Source organism: Imperialibacter roseus (assembly GCF_032999765.1).
Taxonomy (GTDB): domain Bacteria; phylum Bacteroidota; class Bacteroidia; order Cytophagales; family Cyclobacteriaceae; genus Imperialibacter; species Imperialibacter roseus.
Map to the genome: position 1 here is coordinate 3426169 of NZ_CP136051.1, position 16974 is coordinate 3443142.

16 protein-coding genes are annotated in these 16974 nt (G+C 47.9%); 9 read left to right on the forward strand and 7 right to left on the reverse strand.

Features of this window, described 5'->3' with window-relative positions; genetic code table 11:
• Positions 1–89 precede the first annotated feature (89 nt).
• From RT717_RS14175 to RT717_RS14200, 6 genes are all read left to right on the forward strand, one after another.
• Positions 90–689: a hypothetical protein gene (locus tag RT717_RS14175; RefSeq protein ID WP_317487038.1), complete on the forward strand. Its 600-nt coding sequence runs from the start codon at positions 90–92 to the stop codon at positions 687–689.
• 106 nt (positions 690–795) lie between these two features.
• Positions 796–1614 carry a carboxypeptidase-like regulatory domain-containing protein gene (locus tag RT717_RS14180; RefSeq protein WP_317487039.1) on the forward strand — a complete coding sequence of 273 codons (819 nt, stop codon included), beginning with the start codon at positions 796–798 and terminating at the stop codon, positions 1612–1614.
• Positions 1615–1656: 42 nt separating this feature from the next.
• Positions 1657–2247, forward strand: coding sequence for a hypothetical protein (locus tag RT717_RS14185; RefSeq protein ID WP_317487040.1), 591 nt, complete (start codon positions 1657–1659; stop codon positions 2245–2247).
• 60 nt (positions 2248–2307) lie between these two features.
• Positions 2308–3105: a penicillin-binding transpeptidase domain-containing protein gene (locus tag RT717_RS14190; RefSeq protein ID WP_317487041.1), complete on the forward strand. Its 798-nt coding sequence runs from the start codon at positions 2308–2310 to the stop codon at positions 3103–3105.
• Between the two features lie 291 nt (positions 3106–3396).
• Positions 3397–5808 carry a TonB-dependent receptor domain-containing protein gene (locus tag RT717_RS14195; RefSeq protein WP_317487042.1) on the forward strand — a complete coding sequence of 804 codons (2412 nt, stop codon included), beginning with the start codon at positions 3397–3399 and terminating at the stop codon, positions 5806–5808.
• Between the two features lie 144 nt (positions 5809–5952).
• Complete coding sequence (locus RT717_RS14200; RefSeq protein WP_317487043.1) at positions 5953–7125, forward strand: MFS transporter; 1173 nt, start codon at positions 5953–5955, stop codon at positions 7123–7125.
• A 136-nt stretch (positions 7126–7261) separates the two neighbouring features.
• Here RT717_RS14200 and RT717_RS14205 read toward each other — a convergent pair whose 3' ends face one another.
• The gene (locus tag RT717_RS14205; protein ID WP_317487044.1) at positions 7262–7873 is read right to left on the reverse strand and encodes a hypothetical protein; all 612 of its coding nucleotides are present in this window, start codon (positions 7871–7873) and stop codon (positions 7262–7264) included.
• Positions 7870–8232: a PadR family transcriptional regulator gene (locus RT717_RS14210; protein ID WP_317487045.1), complete on the reverse strand. Its 363-nt coding sequence runs from the start codon at positions 8230–8232 to the stop codon at positions 7870–7872. The genes RT717_RS14205 and RT717_RS14210 overlap by 4 nt, the downstream gene beginning before the upstream one ends.
• 327 nt (positions 8233–8559) lie before the next feature.
• On the opposite strand from RT717_RS14210, the gene RT717_RS14215 reads away from it, so the two are divergent.
• Positions 8560–8844 (forward strand): VF530 family protein, encoded by a 285-nt coding sequence (locus RT717_RS14215; protein WP_317487046.1) that lies wholly within the window; start codon positions 8560–8562, stop codon positions 8842–8844.
• A complete protein-coding gene (locus RT717_RS14220; RefSeq protein WP_317487047.1) occupies positions 8841–9569 on the forward strand; it encodes a carbon-nitrogen hydrolase family protein in 729 nt (242 codons plus the stop codon). The genes RT717_RS14215 and RT717_RS14220 overlap by 4 nt, the downstream gene beginning before the upstream one ends.
• Before the next feature lie 39 nt (positions 9570–9608).
• Here RT717_RS14220 and RT717_RS14225 read toward each other — a convergent pair whose 3' ends face one another.
• The 3 genes from RT717_RS14225 to RT717_RS14235 are packed head-to-tail and all read right to left on the reverse strand — an operon-like array spanning position 9609 to position 13398.
• A complete protein-coding gene (locus tag RT717_RS14225) occupies positions 9609–11096 on the reverse strand; it encodes a PQQ-dependent sugar dehydrogenase (protein ID WP_317487048.1) in 1488 nt (495 codons plus the stop codon).
• Entirely contained in the window at positions 11093–12229 is a 1137-nt protein-coding gene (locus RT717_RS14230; RefSeq protein WP_317487049.1) for a plastocyanin/azurin family copper-binding protein, read from the reverse strand. Before RT717_RS14230 ends, RT717_RS14225 begins: the two co-directional genes overlap by 4 nt.
• On the reverse strand, positions 12229–13398 hold the full coding sequence (locus RT717_RS14235) for a mannonate dehydratase (RefSeq protein ID WP_317487050.1): 1170 nt from the start codon (positions 13396–13398) through the stop codon (positions 12229–12231). Before RT717_RS14235 ends, RT717_RS14230 begins: the two co-directional genes overlap by 1 nt.
• A gap of 173 nt (positions 13399–13571) precedes the next feature.
• Between RT717_RS14235 and RT717_RS14240 the strand changes: the two genes are divergently transcribed.
• Positions 13572–15674, forward strand: coding sequence for a pyrroloquinoline quinone-dependent dehydrogenase (locus tag RT717_RS14240; protein WP_317487051.1), 2103 nt, complete (start codon positions 13572–13574; stop codon positions 15672–15674).
• On the opposite strand, the gene RT717_RS14245 is transcribed toward RT717_RS14240, so the two are convergent.
• Together RT717_RS14245 and RT717_RS14250 are read right to left on the reverse strand one after the other, a co-directional pair.
• Positions 15675–15968, reverse strand: coding sequence for a chaperone modulator CbpM (locus tag RT717_RS14245; RefSeq protein WP_317487052.1), 294 nt, complete (start codon positions 15966–15968; stop codon positions 15675–15677). It lies immediately after the preceding gene.
• A complete protein-coding gene (locus tag RT717_RS14250; protein ID WP_317487053.1) occupies positions 15965–16864 on the reverse strand; it encodes a J domain-containing protein in 900 nt (299 codons plus the stop codon). The genes RT717_RS14245 and RT717_RS14250 overlap by 4 nt, the downstream gene beginning before the upstream one ends.
• Between the last annotated feature and the right edge of the window lie 110 nt (positions 16865–16974).

Here is a 16974-nt window from a genome sequence, read left to right on the forward strand (position 1 = left end):
GTTCGCTGCTTGAGTAATTCGCTCCGCTTTTAATGAGTCTCTGATGGTTTAAATTACTATTTTGATCCCCTATTCACCAACTAACTCCGATGAAAAATCTCTTAAATGTCGGCTCTATCATTTTCTTTATCGGTTTCTTTATCAAGTTCTTTCACATTCACTACAATGCGGTCGTGATGCTGGCAGGCCTTTTTATGCTGCTTGTCGCCAGCCTGGTCGCTATCGTCAAAAAAGAAGGCGGTGTGAACGGATGGGCCCACCTTGCTGCCACTTTCTGGCTGGCTTTGCTGCTGTTTACAATCAAGTTCTATCCTTTTGTGACTGTTGTGTTAACACTAGCCGTGGCCTCTACTATCATCAGCCTCATAGCTATCGCTAAAGCCAAAACCTGGAAAGCATCAGTATTCCCTGCGATATGTATGGTGTTGGCGATCACATTTTACCTAACGCCTGCGGATAACAAGTACCGTCTCATGAATGTCCGCTGGAATTATGAAATCGATACGGACTTCGCCACCTGGGACAAGTATTCGTGGTTCCTTTATCAAAGCGGCAAATATGAAGAAGCATTGGATGCCTCTAACACGGCGCTGCGAATAGCCAGTGAAGCCGGAGACACTGAATGGGGAAATTTCATCGCCGACCATAGGAGCAGGATTGAGCAAAGAAGCTGGACAACCTTTCGCTAGAAGCTGCACAACAACTATCCTTTGGTGATTGTCAGTGTTCAATGGGCACTTTTCAAAAGTAATGTGCGTTATTTGTAGCGAATTACCTGCTTAAATTTCTCATACATTGCGCACAACACTCATACTTTTTGCTTTGGGCTGCCCGCTTTGGCTTTTTGCTAAAACTGAGCTTACGGGAGTAGTAGTGGATGAAGCCTCCAAAAACCCAATCTCCTACGTTAATATTGGCGTATTCGACAAAAACATTGGCACAGTGTCGGACGCAAAAGGCGTCTTTTCGCTGAACATCGGGGAAATCGGTCCGGGCGACTCGATTGTGTTTTCAATTGTTGGCTATAAAAGAGTGGCACATCCCCTGCGGGAGTTACTTAACACGTCACCTTTAATTATTCGGCTCAGGGAGGATGTTATTAATTTGAGAGAGATCGTGATTGAAAATGATCCTTCTGACATTAAAACACTCGGAGTGAATCGGGTTTCTGGTAAAAGGTTTGGTTTCGTTGGAGGCATCGGCGCTGGTGCTGAAGTATCACGGAAAATGAGTGTTTCGAAGCCTTCGTTACTGCAATCGGCCTCCATCTATGTGCGCAACAAAAAAAGTGGCTCCTTCAAACTTCGTTTGAACGTTTATACCATCGACCGAAATGCCAATGAACCGGGTCACTCATTGCTTACCCGATCGATTATACTGGAATCTGATCTGAAAGAAGGGTGGCTCAACTATGACTTCAAAGAGCCGCTGGTGGTCGATGAACCGTTCTATATTTCCTACGAGTGGGTAGAAGCCAATCTTCAAAATCCCATGATTGCCCTCAGAGGCAATAATCATGACGAAAAAGTGAGAATAAGGCCTGTGAGCATGGGAAGGTGGATCATGGGTGGGAACTACGATTTCGCCATTCGTTGCGAGGTAATGAATGACTGAGCGAGCTAATATGACAACTCCACCCCTTCTCACCTCATGCCCATGATGAAGAAAACGATAGGGTTTTCCCTTCTGGTAGTTCTTTGCGAGTATGCTATTTACGTGTGGTCGGGCGGTATATCATCCGAGCCAGGCATCTGCTTCCAACTTGCCGCAAGGTATTCTGCCAGGGTTTCATTTTTGCTTTTTGCAGGCATCCTTTGCTGGACGGGCATCAAAGGTCTGAAGCACATTTATACAGAAGAGCAGCGTCGGCAGTGGTTCGTTACCATGATATTTTTACTGACCCTCAACCACCTCATCCATTTCTACTTCCTCGCCATGCACTTCGACGTAAAGGGCATGGAGTTGCGTGAGTTCAAAAACTTAACAGGTGCTGTTGCCTACATTGTGCTCACCCTCTCCCCGTTCTTTTTGTGGAACAAAAAGGAACTTACAAGAAGTCGCTATCAAATTATCATCTCAGGGTTTGTGCTGGTTGCAGCCTTGTTTATTGGAACCTACGTCAAAAGGTTTACACAGGAAATGGAGGTGCCCATTTCGAAATATTTACTGATAGCCAACCTGGCCGTGCTGACTTCGTTAGTAGTCATCAACATCTTCAAAATACGCTCCGAAAAAAATCTCAATTAATTCAAGGTATGTACCCACCAATCTACACCAACCAGGGTCATTCCGATAAAAAAACTCACAATGAAAACTACTTTTTTGGCAGGTGCTATTCTTTTATTTCACAGTTTGTCAGCACAAGAGTCTCTCACAAAGCCTTTTAAGGACTGCCATATCGACGGAAGCATCACCCTCTTCGATTACAATGCCAAAAAATGGATTTCCAGCGATATTTACGATAGCCATAAGCCCACTTTGCCAGCCTCGACTTTCAAAATCATCAACACCCTGATAGCCCTGGAAACAGGCGTGGCAAAAGATGAAAACCATTTGGTAAAATGGCCCGGAACCACCGACACAGTGAAGTATGGCTACCGGCCTGACATTTACCACGACATCACCATGAAACAAGCCTTTCGGCTTTCTGCCGGATGGGCCTATGTGGAAATGGCAAAGGAAATCGGCAAAGAGCGCTATGAGCACTTTCTCAAAGCCAGCCACTATGGCAATGCCGATGTTTCCATCAACGACCCTGACTTCTGGAACTTTGGTTCGTTTGCCATTTCGCCAGCCAATCAAATAGAAATCCTCATTGGCGTGTACGAAGAGACCCTTCCCTTCTCCAAACGCTCTTTTACCATCTTGAAAGAGATGATGATAGAAGAGCAAAACGACGGCTACACCTTACGGGCCAAAACCGGCTGGACCCGTGATGGCGGAAAAGACACCGGCTGGTGGGTTGGTTACGTCGAAAAGGAAGACAACGTCTACTTTTTTGCTACCCGGCTGATAAAAGACAGGAAAACTGTCAACCCAAATTTCGGAAGCTGTAGGAAAACCATTACTCGGAAAATTCTGACCGGGGTGAAAATATTGCCTTAGTTAAAGTTTGGTCTGTGAGGTTATGAGGTGGTTACTTTACTGATCCTGCTACAATCATTTTTCATCTCCCACGACTGGCCGTAAGTTACCTCCTGAGCTTCCTGCCTGAACCCGTACCTTTTGTATCTTCTAAATCCCTGCGACATCAAGGGAAGTCTTCAAAGTTTATTCAGAATTCAGTGGCTACCTTGCATCAGTCAATGTTCTAAATATTAGAAACGAGCAAGAAGTGTCAGAAAACATCTTTGGCATAGTGCGATACGTAATTGAAAGAAACCGTTCGGTAGTAAAATGAGTCGAATCACAAAGTTAATTCTGAATATCCTGGTTCTAGTGCCTTTGGCAATATCAGCCCAAAACAGTGCCATCACAGTATCAGGATCAATAAAAGACAGCAAATCACAATCGGAACTGGCTTATGTTAGCGTCGTGCTGAAAAATGAGACAGACAGTGCGTTTGTGTCAGGCACTATCACCAACGACGAAGGGCTATTTGTGCTTACTGGTGTGAGACCGGGCAAGTATGTATTGGAAGCCTCCTATGTTGGCTTTAAACCCCTAAAACAACCACTGTTTGTGGGTAGCCTAAGCAAGTTTCTAGAGGTAGCTCCCATCACTTTGGAGGAGGACATCGAAACGTTAAGCGAAGTGGTTGTCACCGGTCAGCAAGATGCCGTTAGTGAATCGCTCGACAAAAAGACCTTCACTGTAGCCGACAACGTTAGCCAGGCAGGTGGCTCCGTGCTCCAGGCCATGCAAAACCTGCCGGGAGTAACCGTGCAGGATGGCAAAGTACTTTTGAGAGGTAATGACCGGGTGGCAGTGCTGATTGATGGAAAACAAACGGCCCTGACAGGTTTCGGTTCACAATCGGGCCTTGACAATTTGCCTGCATCGGCCATCGAGAAAATTGAAATCATCAACAATCCCTCCTCCAAGTACGACGCCAATGGCAATGCCGGCATTATCAACATCATTTATAAAAAAGACAAACAGGAAGGCTTCAACGGAAAAGTGGGCGTCTCTTCAGGCCTGGGGGCACTTTGGGTGAAAAACGAAAACCTGCCCACCATTCGGCCGCAATACCAGGCAACACCCAAAATCAATCCGTCACTATCTCTTAACTACAAGAAAAATAAGGTCAATACCTTTTTGCAGGCGGATAACCTCTACACACATACCCTCAATAAGAATGAGTTTGTTACCAGAACATACGATGATGGCACGGTGATTTACAATCAAACAAAGCGGAATAGAGACACCAACCTTTTCTCAGGCAAAACCGGCATGGACTGGAGTATCGACGATGCCAACAGCCTCACCGTCTCTGGGTTTTTCAGCAGCGAAAAAATCCTTGATCGGGGCGATGAGCCCTTTTTCGAAGGAGACCTTAGCAATCGTTACAGACTATGGCAGTTTTTGGAAGATGAGCTTAAAACTACAGTGATGGCTACGGCAGCCTATCAGCACAAATACAAGCAGCCTGGTCGCTTGCTCAATATCGGCTTCAACTACACCTACCACCGGGAAAACGAGCAGTACTTCTTCGATAATATCTTGCCTGAGTCTACCGGAAGAGATGCCTTCAAACTCATTTCTGATGAGCATGTGGCCGATTTCAACCTCGACTACGTGCAGCCCCTGCAATACGGCCGCTTTGAAACAGGTCTTAAGTTTCGCAGACGGACGATCCCAACCAACATGCAGTTCTTTCCGGGGTTGAACTCCCCTATCGACTCAGCGGCTGGCGGCTGGGCCAATTACGGCGAGCTAATTCCCGCCGTGTATGGCAACTACGTCTTCGAAAATGAAAAGTATGAGGTGGAAGCTGGCGTGCGGGTGGAATATGTGAAGATCGACTACAAGGTGAACCCGGATCACCCCACGTACAAAACAAGCGGTTACAACTACACCCAGCCCTTTCCCAACGTGCGCCTGGCCTACAAGCTCAACGAGAACAACAAACTGTCGGTATTCTTCAACCGCCGGGTAGACAGGCCCAACGAGGTTGACATCAGGATTTTCCCCAAATACGACGACGCTGAAATCATCAAAGTGGGTAACCCGGGGCTTCGGCCACAGTTTACTACCAACTACGAGCTAGGCCACAAGGGCAGCTGGAATACAGGCTATTTGTACTCATCCGTTTACCACAAGCAGATGGATGCCACCATCACCCGCATCGGAAGCATCGTGCCGGGCAGCGTACTTATCTACAACATTTTCCAAAATGCTGGCAAAAGCTATAACACTGGCTTTGAAATCCTGCTTTCGCAAAGCCTGGACAAATGGGCCACGGTCAACTTTAGCGTAAACGGCTACCAAAATATCATCGAAGCCTTTACCGTGACCAACCTGTATCCAAAAGTGAATGTATTTACGGCGGCCAGGCAAGAAATCCTTTCAGGCAATGTAAAGCTCAATAGCGTCTTTCACCTGGCAAAGCAAGTGGATATTCAGCTGAGCGGCACTTACCTGGCCCCTGACATCATTCCGCAGGGAACCATTGGCACCCGCTTTTCGCTGGATCTTGGAGTAAAGAAATCCATGCAGCAAGGAAGAGGCGAGCTCTACGCCAATGCCACCGACCTGCTGAACACCATGAGAGTGAAGCGGGAGATTCAGGGCGATGGATTCAAGTACCTGGCCACCGACTACTACGAAACTCAGGTGGTGAGAGTGGGCTATAGTTATAAATTTTAGAGAGTTCAACTGCCAGATTAGTTCTGCGTTTATCGATAAAAGCTAAAATGACCAATCCTGCACGGGCTCACTCAACAAGATTGCTTCTCGCTGAAAAGCATTTAGGTGAAATAACAGGCTAGACAATTAACGCAGTTAAGTGAATTGAAATACATTACACGCACCGTTTGGGTACTATCGCTGGTGAGCCTGTTCACAGACACGGCCAGTGAGATGCTTTACCCCATCATGCCCATTTATCTGAAGTCCATTGGGTTTTCGATTGTACTCATCGGTATTCTCGAAGGCGTGGCGGAGGCCACCGCCGGCCTCAGCAAAGGGTATTTTGGCAAGCTTTCCGATATATCTGGGAAACGGGCGCCCTTTGTGCAAATCGGCTATGCCTTCAGCGCCATTTCCAAGCCCATGATGGCAGTATTCATTTTCCCCGTCTGGATCTTTTTCGCCCGCACAGTGGATCGGTTTGGGAAAGGCATTAGAACCGGAGCCAGAGACGCCATTTTATCAGACGAAGCCACTCCCGAAACCAAAGGTAAAATCTTTGGATTCCATCGGTCGATGGACACATTCGGGGCGGTGCTTGGGCCCGTGCTGGCATTACTATACCTCTACTTCTTTCCTGAAGATTACGTTACATTATTCTACATCGCTTTTATTCCCGGTATCCTGGCAGTACTGGCGTCTCTGCTGGTCAGAGACAAAAAGCAACCTGGCACTAAGGAACCAGTAAAAACATCGTTCTTTTCCTTTTTGAACTACTGGAAGGTGAGCCCACCTGCCTACCGTAAACTTCTGATTGGGCTACTGGCCTTTGCGTTGTTCAATAGCTCCGACATTTTCCTTTTGCTGAAAGCTAAACAAGCAGGCCTTGACGACACGGTCATCATCGGAGTATACATCTTCTACAACCTGGTGTTTGCCCTATTTGCCCTTCCTTTAGGCATGCTGGCCGATAAAATCGGGCTGAAGAGGGTGTTCCTTTTTGGCCTTGCGCTGTTTGCTGTTGTGTACTTCTCCATGAGTATCAGCACCAGCATTTATGTCATAGCGGGCTTGTTCTTCCTCTACGGCGTGTATGCCGCAGCCACAGAAGGAATCTCAAAAGCCTGGATCAGTAATATTACCAGTCCGAAAGACACTGCTACAGCCATCGGCACTTACTCGGGCTTCCAAAGCATTTGTGCCATGCTGGCGAGCTCCCTGGCGGGATTGATCTGGTATCAATTTGGCCCAAGTGTTACATTTTTGGTAACAGGAGTAGCCGCCACTTGCATCCTTGGCTACTTTATGACAGCCGTCAAATACCCGGCTCGGTAGTTTGTCAAGCCTGCCAAAAGTCCTGATTTAGTCCCCCTCCACGAAAAGCAAAAGGCGAGAGCCAGCCCTCGCCTTATATGGATGCTTTGATGGGCAATAACCCTCAGAGAGCTACAGCCATTCACCGAAACATTGCTTATACCGTTTCCAATGACTGCTTGTACAAGGAGTAAAAGAGAAAGGGAAGGAAGCCAAATCCAAAAAGAAAGGCGCCGCTAATTAGCACTGCCCCTGATCCTGCCAGGTGAAGCATATTAAGAATACTGCCAAGTGCAAGCATCATAAAGCCGGCAGCTCCTACTATCCACTTCATTCTTTCAGATGGCGAATAAGTCCCGTTACTCTTCAAATGGCTTACTAAAAGGAGAGGCGCAAACAAAAATGCGGTAACTATAATACTGCCGAACAGCAAAATAGAAGCACCCGGCAAATGCAATGATTTGAACACGACGGACAATGTAAGTCCTAATGTGGAAATGAATCCGGTTAGATAAGTAATTCGTTTCATATTAGTGATTTTATTGAAGTTGAGAACAAAGAATACCTCCTCCTGTATTTCATCAAAACCATTCGGTGTGGTTTGCTGAAATGCCTTTTGGTAGGCAACCTCAAATGACATCCCCTCACCCATGTCTTCTTCGATGAGGCAATAAAAATGGTCGATAAGATCATCCTGCACTTCTTTGCTGGAAATGCTACTTTCCTTCACTTTGCTAGTGATAAAGTCTAATTGGTCCTCAGTAATCATGCGCTGGCCTGTTTACTATCTGGTTCAAACATGATGCTCTCAATGGTCTTCAAAAAGTCCATCAACTGCGACACCTTTTCCTTCTTGGCTTCATTTCCTTTTTGAGTGAGCGTGTAATACTTTCTGACCCGTTTGCCTATGCTCACTTCTTCGGTAGTCACCGTGCCGTCGACCAGCATTTTGTGAAGGGCCGGATACAGCGAACCGTCTTTCAATAGAATTTTACCGCCGGTTAATTCCTTTACCTTTTGACAAATTTCGTAACCGTACATTCTGCCATGCTCACTGAGTAGCCTCAAAATGATCATGTCAATGGTGCCTTTCAATAGCTCTTTTGAATACATAGTACAATAATACATAGATATATGATATATCAAAACTATAGGTATGAGTTTTTCTTTTGAACAAGGGTTTGTCACACAGCAACTATTTAGCTGTGTGCCTTACTGAAGCTTTCATCAACCGAAATAGACCGGCAAAGAAAATATCAGCCCCGGAGACAGCCGAATGTATACAACCGACTGCCAAACTTGGTTAATTTCGGCACGCTGCCACGATAATATAGGCATGATTTGACATTCCTTGCCAGCGTGGTCATTCGTGAGGCAACTATGAATGTGGATTGTCAATGGCAAGGAATCATTAACTTTATCACCGCATAGAATCGAAAACCAGGTAAAAAACAGATGATAAGTAAAGATCCAAGAAAAGGTGGTCTGGCTGGAAGAGTGACAAAACTCTCCAATTCAGAACAGCAAAACAACCCGCTCCATGGGGTAAGGTTGGATGCTATTCTGGAAGAACTGGTGGCTAAGCTTGGCTGGGAGGAACTGGGTAAAAAAATCAATATTCGCTGTTTTAACTACGACCCTTCTATTAAATCCAGCCTGGCATTTTTAAGAAAGACACCCTGGGCGAGAGAGAAAGTGGAACAACTGTACCTACGCACAACTAAAAAAGGCAGGAAATGAGAATTTGTGTGGCACAAACACGGCCGGTCAAAGGGGACATTGCTGCCAATATTGCGCAACACAAGAAGCTCATCCACCTTGCTGTTGATTGCAAGGCAGATGTTATTGTTTTCCCTGAGCTATCGGTCACAGGCTATGAGCCAACCCTGGCCAAAGATTTGGCTATGGACGCCAGCGATGCAAGACTTGACAGCTTGCAGCAGTTAGCAGACCTACACGCAATAACTATTGGAGCTGGCATCCCCATGAAGTGCGCAGGCGGAATCAACATCACAATGGTTATTTTCCACCCCAATGCACCCAGGCAAACCTATTCCAAAAAATACCTTCATGCAGATGAGGAGCCGTTTTTCATCAGTGGTGAAAACGACAGCACGAGAATCAAAGGAACCGGCATTGAGCTGGCCATTTGCTACGAAATATCGGTACCTCAGCATGCAGCGAACGCAGCCAAAAATGGCGGAACCGTTTATCTGGCTAGCGTAGCTAAATCTGCCAAAGGAGTGGAAATGGCCCACAAGACCTTAGCTGAGATAGCTACAAAGTATGGCATGACTGCACTAATGGCCAATTCGGTAGGGCCAAGCGATGACTTCGTGGGAGCTGGTGGGTCGGCCATTTGGGATAACAAAGGAAAGCTTGTGCGGCAATTGGATTCTGATTGTGAAGGACTATTGATAGTTGATACGGAAACACTGGAAGTAGAGGCGAAAGAGTTCTATTGAACGAGAGGTAGCATCAGCAAGCAAATACCCGACTAAACCTTACCTCAACCGATTGACCGTATAACAAATCAATGTATTGGCAAGCGGCTCGCCATTGGAAGAAGTAATTCCTTTCAGGTTCAGCTCATAAATATACCCTTTCTTCAATTCCATCAGCGTAAGAGACACTTTCTTCCTATCAGCCGACAGTTCAACGGATGTTACTGCCACATCCTGCACATCATATTGATCCGACCCATATTTCAGGTGGTAGTCGTAGTAATAGTGCTTCAATTCATAACTGGCCGGTGCCGATGCCAAAGAATCATTGAGCGGCTGCGTAAAAGTCAGATCAAAGCCCTTCTTAGTAATTTTCATATCGTATATATCGACCGGAGGCTTACCAGTGAAAACTATCCTTTGAATGCCTTTGTCGCCCACAAACCCATATTGCACGTGCCCCACCCATAAGCTCCCATCAGGGGCAAAAGCGAGACGGTTATTGCCTTTCAGAAGATTTTGGCCATCGATAAAAGGCAGCACAGCTCCCTGCAACTGCCCGTCAACTTCCTCCAGCATAGCCCGAATGATACGCTCCTGATTCATTTCTCCAATAAAAAGCTGGCCGGAAAAAGGGCCAAACTTACCATCCGTTTCATCGACCACAAGTTGAGTGGGTGACGAGCTGATGATACCATGAGGCATGAGCACAGAAGCCATTGTTCGCATGGCATTGAGTTCTTCCACTGGTAGTTTCGAAGGATCTCCCCTGTCCCACCCCGGTGTCCATAGCAGACTGGCAGGATGCCCATAAAACTTCCCTTCTTCCACTTGAAAAATCGTACTGGTTCCTACCCAGTCGCCCTGATTATCAGTAACAAATAGTCTGTCGCTATCATCAACCACAAGGCCTCTGGGAGAACGGAAGCCTGAAGCGTAAGGAATGGTCTTTCCTTCGGGCGTGAGTTTCATGATCCAGCCCCGGTAGGGCACCGCCGAAAATTTTTGCAACGGCTTGCCAGGCACCAACGTGGTGTCAAGCCTGCCACGCACTTCCTCCTGCATGATGCCCCACTCTGAAGAGGTGTTCAAACCAATGAACAGGTTGCCCTTGCTGTCCTTCACCGGGCCGTAGTTCCATTCGTGGTAGTTGCCTGTCATCCCAAAATCATCGGTCACAGTTTCGAACAAATCGGCCTGGCCGTCACCATCCGTGTCTTTGACCCTGGTTAGCTCGGGGCGCTGCATAACCAGCAGCTCCGATTCATCGACAACCAGTACACCAAGTGGTTCGTGTAACCCAGTGGCAAACACCTGCCAACTCTCTTTGGCTGGGTCGTAAATCATTACTTCACCCCTGAGAAAGCAAGCCACCAGCCTGCCATCGGGGAGAAAGGCTATCGCTCCAGTCTCTCCCTCCAGCCCCTCGGGCAGCGGGATCGTTTCCACAATGTAAGACGTGGTTGGTTCCTTCCTTTTATCGGTATCCTGGCAGCCGGAAATTGCCAGCAGGCAAATAACCACAGTAAAAAAGTTTATCCACTTCATCGGCTTGCCTCTCCTTTCCTGGTCATGGTGATAGTAAATTCCTTTGCCTCATCCTGCGATAGCAGCAATGTGTTACCCTGCCATTTTCCTGATGAGAAAGTGTAAGTCGCTCCGTCGTTCGGTTCATGTACCAACCACACCGATTGGCTTACCTTAGGCATCCTGAATTTCCTCACCAGGCCTGAACCATCTTCCTTGGCAAGAATCAGCTCAAACACCTCAACATCATCCAAATAATAGTGAAACTCCGGAAAGCGATTGACCAGCCGATAGCCTTTGAAATCAACCGAAGGTATTTTGTCTGGCACACCAAGGCGGAATGGGAAGTCAGTTTTGTCCCGGTAAAAAACAGTACCTAAAATCTTCGCATGGAGTTCGCCTTTGATCGTCCAGTAGTCAGTCATATCGAGGAATTCACCTTGCCACGCATAGCGAAGTCGGCAAGTGCCCGCATCCCAGCAATAGGAGAGCTTATTGGGCAGGCTCACCGCTATTGCCGCCGGCCCGACATCTGGCATCAGCACCCGATAGAGATAAGGAGGCTCAGGTTCATATGGATGACCTTGAGTTTTTTCGTTACCTATCTGCTCCGCCTCAGCATCTGCCCGCCGCCCGGCTGGCACCGATGGGTCATCTTCCAGTGGTGGCATCACGCCATTGGTTACGTGCATCGACCCAAACATAACAAAACCATGCCCAGGGAAGGTGCATACATAAGGGTAAACTCCGGTTTGCCGAGGTGCCCTGAAAGTGATTGAATCGGACTCACCAGGTTCCAGCAACGGAATTACCCAAAGAACATCAGCATCTTCAGGAATGTAATTCATTTTTGGCCCCTGTTGACCCAGGGCAAGCGCAGCATTGACAACAGCCTCCCGTTGCTCTGGTTTGTTGATGAGCATGTTGTGCTCCATTTCGTCAGCATTGGTCAACACGAGCTTCACATGCCTGCCCGGCTCGGCGGCAAATCTCACCACATCATATTGCATCCCTGGTACCGCACGAATGCGAACCGTGAGCGTGTCGTTTGCTGCCTGCGCATGGGTGGATGCAACACCAGCAAACATCGGTGCTGTGAACAGTGCAATCCTCAGAACCCTTAAAAGAAGAAGCTTATTTGTTCCAGGCTCCATCAGGCAACTTCAGCGTTAGCGGCAGCAATCAGGCTTCTGATATAACCAAAAGCCTGCGCAAAGGCCTGGTAGCCCCGGGGGTCATCCGGATGTGTAGGCACATGATCAGGGCAAATGGAATACTGGTAGCCTGCATCACGAAGGATTCTCACCACCTCAATGAAATCGGCTTCTCCTTCATCGATGTAAACTTCTTCGAAATTGTGTAGGCCGCCCCTAATATTTCGCATGTGGATTTGAACGATTTTGCCCTTTTCTGCGAAGTACTTCACAATAGGCAGCAGCTCATTTTTGGGATCTTTTAACCCTTCCATTACGGTGCCGAGGCACAACTGAAAAGCATTGTACGGACTATCAACAATAGATTCATATTTCTTTAGCGACTCGAAAACAGACGCTGGTGCAGCGTCCCAGGTATCGACACCCTGATAGCCTCGTGGCAGCCCCGGAGGGTCGTAGGGGTGGATCCCCAGCCGCACATCATATTGCTCACAAACCGGGATAAGGTTGGTCAGAAAATAGGTGATCCGCTCCCAATAGTCATCGTAACTCACAATGCCGTGTGCTTCGACTGGCAGCGACTTCCAATTGTCTTCCAGTTTAAAAGCGTGATAGCTGGATCCGCCCCGGCCCGGAGTATGACCGTTTCGGCGAATGGGGATGAGTGTCCAGTGCATGGTAATGACCTTGACCCCAACTTGCGAGGCCCTTTCAATATTAGCGGCAATTTCCTCCACCTTCTTCTCTCTTTCGGCGCCGGGTTTCAGGTAGATATAGGAAGAATCCATTCGAATAGCTTCCCACGTCATGCCATAATTGTCGCAGTCCGCTTTCCACTTCTTCATTTGATCGAGGTTCCAGGCCCCGCTCATAATATTGGTGAAGTGCTTTACTCCCTGCCGTTCATGATACTGAAAATTGCGGTTATTCGTCCACACACGCTGCCTCTCATTCCAGTCGTGGCTGTCGTCGCTCATCACTACATGGTAATCGCCACCCACATGATGGAGGTTGTTTTTCCTTGGAACAGCTTTTTTTGGTGCGGACGTCGCTTCAGTTGAAACTGTGCTCAGCAGCCCGGCGCCAATAAAGCCACCGGTGAGTACTTTGGTAAAATCACGTCTGTCGATAGAAGTTGAGCTATGCGATGTTGAGGGTTTCTTGATCATGAAAGCAGGTCTTAAGCGTAAGCAACTCAATTTAGGAGAATATGAGAGAAGAGCAACCGGAAGTTACGCAGAAGGGCTCCGTCGATATATTTATCACCGGAGTCGTGCCGCTATATCTTCAAGTCACATAAAAAACTATTCAACAAAGCAAACTCCTTTGTATCTTCCTCTTCATGAGCAAAAGCAATACAATACCCCCTGTTTACCAGATCGCCACACTGTTGGCGTTAGTGACTTACTACGGATGTTCACCAACTGATGTTAGCTGGCCCGAATACAACGGTGGCCCCGAGCGGAATCACCACTCTGAACTAACCCAATTCACCAAAGAAAACATCAATCGCCTGGAAAAGGCATGGGAATATAGCTCCGGTGGCGCAGATACTACTAAAAACCAGACTCAGATTCAGTGCAATCCCATCATCATTGATGGTGTACTCTACGGCGTTTCGGCGGGGTCGCAGGCTTTTGCGCTCGATGCGGCCACTGGAAAGGAACTGTGGAAGACCAGGTTTACAGACAAAACCTTCTCCATGACCAGCCGGGGCGTTACCTACCAGTCGGATGAAACTGGAAAAAGAATTTTCTTTGGCTACGGGCACTTGCTCTACTGCCTCGACGCAAACACCGGAAAGCCGATTTCTTCCTTTGGAGACAATGGAAAAATCGACCTGAAGCAAGGCCTGGAGCGCCCAACTGCCGACGATTACGTCGTGTACAACACACCCGGCGTCATCTTCGAAAACCTTTTGATTACTGGTGCACGTGTGCAGGAAAATTCCGCAGCCCTGCTGGGCGATGTGCGGGCTTTCGACGTTCACACAGGCGAGCTGACGTGGACTTTCAAAACGATACCCGAAAATGGCGAGTTTGGTAGCGATACCTGGCCGCCTAATGCCAGGCAAAATACAGGTGGTGCCAATAGCTGGATGGGCATGGCCATCGATAGAGAAAATGAAATAGTGTATGTCCCCACAGGTTCGGCCGCTTTTGATTTTTATGGTGGCGACCGGGCAGGCGACAATCTGTTTGCCAATTGTCTCCTCGCCCTCAACGCAAGAACAGGAGAACGGCTCTGGCATTTCCAGACCATGCACCATGACATTTGGGATAGAGATCTCCCCGCTCCTCCCAACCTGATCAAGCTCGAAAAAGATGGTCAGCAAATTCTGGCAGTGGCGCAAATTACCAAGCAGGGCTACGTTTTCGTCTTCAACCGCCTCACAGGTGAGCCGGTGTTCCCGATAGAAGAAAGATCTATGCTTACAGCTGGTATGCCAGGTGAGCAAGTGAGCCCTACACAGCCCTTCCCCACGCTGCCCGAACCCTTTACCAGGCAGTCATTCACGTCGGCTGATGTGCGAACCGATGCCCCAGACCGGGAGGAGATTCTCCGGCAACTTGGCGAAGCAAAAACAGGTCAGGCATACATCCCTTTGACCGAACAACGAACCATCTTTTTTCCGGGAACCGATGGAGGCGGCCAATGGGGTGGTGCGGCCATTGACCTCGACGGCATCATGTATGTGCCTGCCAAGGAAGTGCCGGTATACTCTTCGCTTATCAACGCACCCCAGCAGCAGGTATTGACCTCCTCTAGCACCTTGTATCAAATTCATTGTAGCTCCTGCCATGGCAACGACATGAGCGGCGACCACAGTGGTGCCTATCCTTCGCTCAAAGATTTTAACAAGCGAAGAACTGCCGATGAAGCATACAGCATCATAGAACGAGGCCGGGGAATGATGCCTGCTTTTACTCAATTGAGTAACGAGGAAAAACAAGCCATTGCCGACTACGTCATGGGCATTGGCGATGTGACTCTGACAGCCTCCACTGACTCCCGCTCTTCGCCTTACAAACATACAGGCTATAACCGATGGTATGCTGAAGACGGCTACCCTGTCAACACGCCGCCCTGGGGTACACTGACCGCTATTGACCTTGCTTCTGGTAAAAGAAAATGGCAGGTGCCACTGGGTGAATTCCCAACGCTGAGTGAGCAGGGTCTTCCACCAACAGGCACCGACAACTACGGCGGGCCGCTGGTGACTGGCGACCTTATTTTCATCGCCGCCACTCCTGATCAGAAATTTCGGGCGTTTGATAAACTGACTGGTGAACTGGTTTGGGAAACTAATCTTCCGGCGGCAGGCTACGCCTCGCCATCCACTTACTCAGTAAATGGAAAGCAATACCTGGTGATTGCGTGCGGCGGTGGCAAGCTGAGAAGTCGTTCCGGAGACAGGTACGTCGCTTTTGCCTTGCCAGACTAGCTAGTCTTCGTACAGCCTCAGTCGACTCCTGACCTGGCTGAGTTCTGTTTGCAGCGCCTCAATTTTGTTCAGCAAATTGAATACGACGTCAATGCCCTCGATGTTGACGTCCAGCTCATGATGCATGCGGATCATCTTTTCGACGGCATTCATCTGATCTTCATGAATGTACTGCGTTTGCTCAAGCGTCTCGATCTCGATCAAGCCAATCTCTCCCAGGCCGATGAAGAAGGTGGTCTCGACTTTATAATGCTCGCAAAGCGTCTGTATTGGTATATGCGTCTCGGTTATCATGCCTTTCTCAATTTAGCAAGTTCACTTAACAATTCCTTCTCTTTACTGGTCAGGTTCGTGGGTATGGAAATTTGATAAGTCACATACAAGTCGCCAAAGCTACCTTCCTGCTTATAGACTGGAAAGCCCTTTCCTTTCAGTTTCACTTTCGTTCCATTCTGGGTTTCGGGCTGCACTTTCAATTTCGCCTTTCCATCGAACGTATCAATGGTGATTTCTCCACCTAGCATCGCTGTGTACAAATCAAGGTCCACTGCGGAGTAGAGGTTGTCACCATCGAGTTTGAATTTAGTGTCGTTGGTAATAGCAAAGGTGATGTAGAGGTCGCCTTTTGGCCCACCATTCATTCCATCACCGCCATGACCCTTAATCTTGATCACCTGTCCATCCTTAACGCCAGCGGGTATTGTCAGTCTTATTTTCTTGCCATTAACGGTCAATGTCTGCTTCTGCGTATTGAACACATCGATTAAGCGCAAATGCAACTCGGCGTGATAGTCTTGTCCTTTGAATTTCACACTGCGGCCACCTGCCCTACCGGCACCACCCCCGAACATAGATTCGAAAAAGTCGGAATAGTCTTCCCCGCCAAAACCTCCCGAAGTCTGCTGGTAAGTACTTCCTCTCCTTTGCTGTTGCTGTTGCGCTTTCGCCTTATCAAACTCTTCCGCATGCTTCCAATCCTTTCCGTAAGCATCGTATTTCTTACGGTTCTCCGGGTTACTTAGCACCTCGTTCGCTTCATTCACCTCCTTGAACTTCCGTTCCGCCTCTTTGTCGTTGGGGTTGACGTCAGGATGGTATTTCCTGGCCAGCTTGCGATAGGCATTTTTTATTTCCTTTTCACTCGCTCCTTTATCGACCCCAAGCAATTGATAATAGTCTATAAACGCCATGTTTGTGGTGGTATAATTAACCTCTTACATCACAATTATCGGGTGTTCCGGCTATTATTTTTATGACCAGAGTCAATACAAAGCCGGATTCTTATCACCCCGTATTTCAC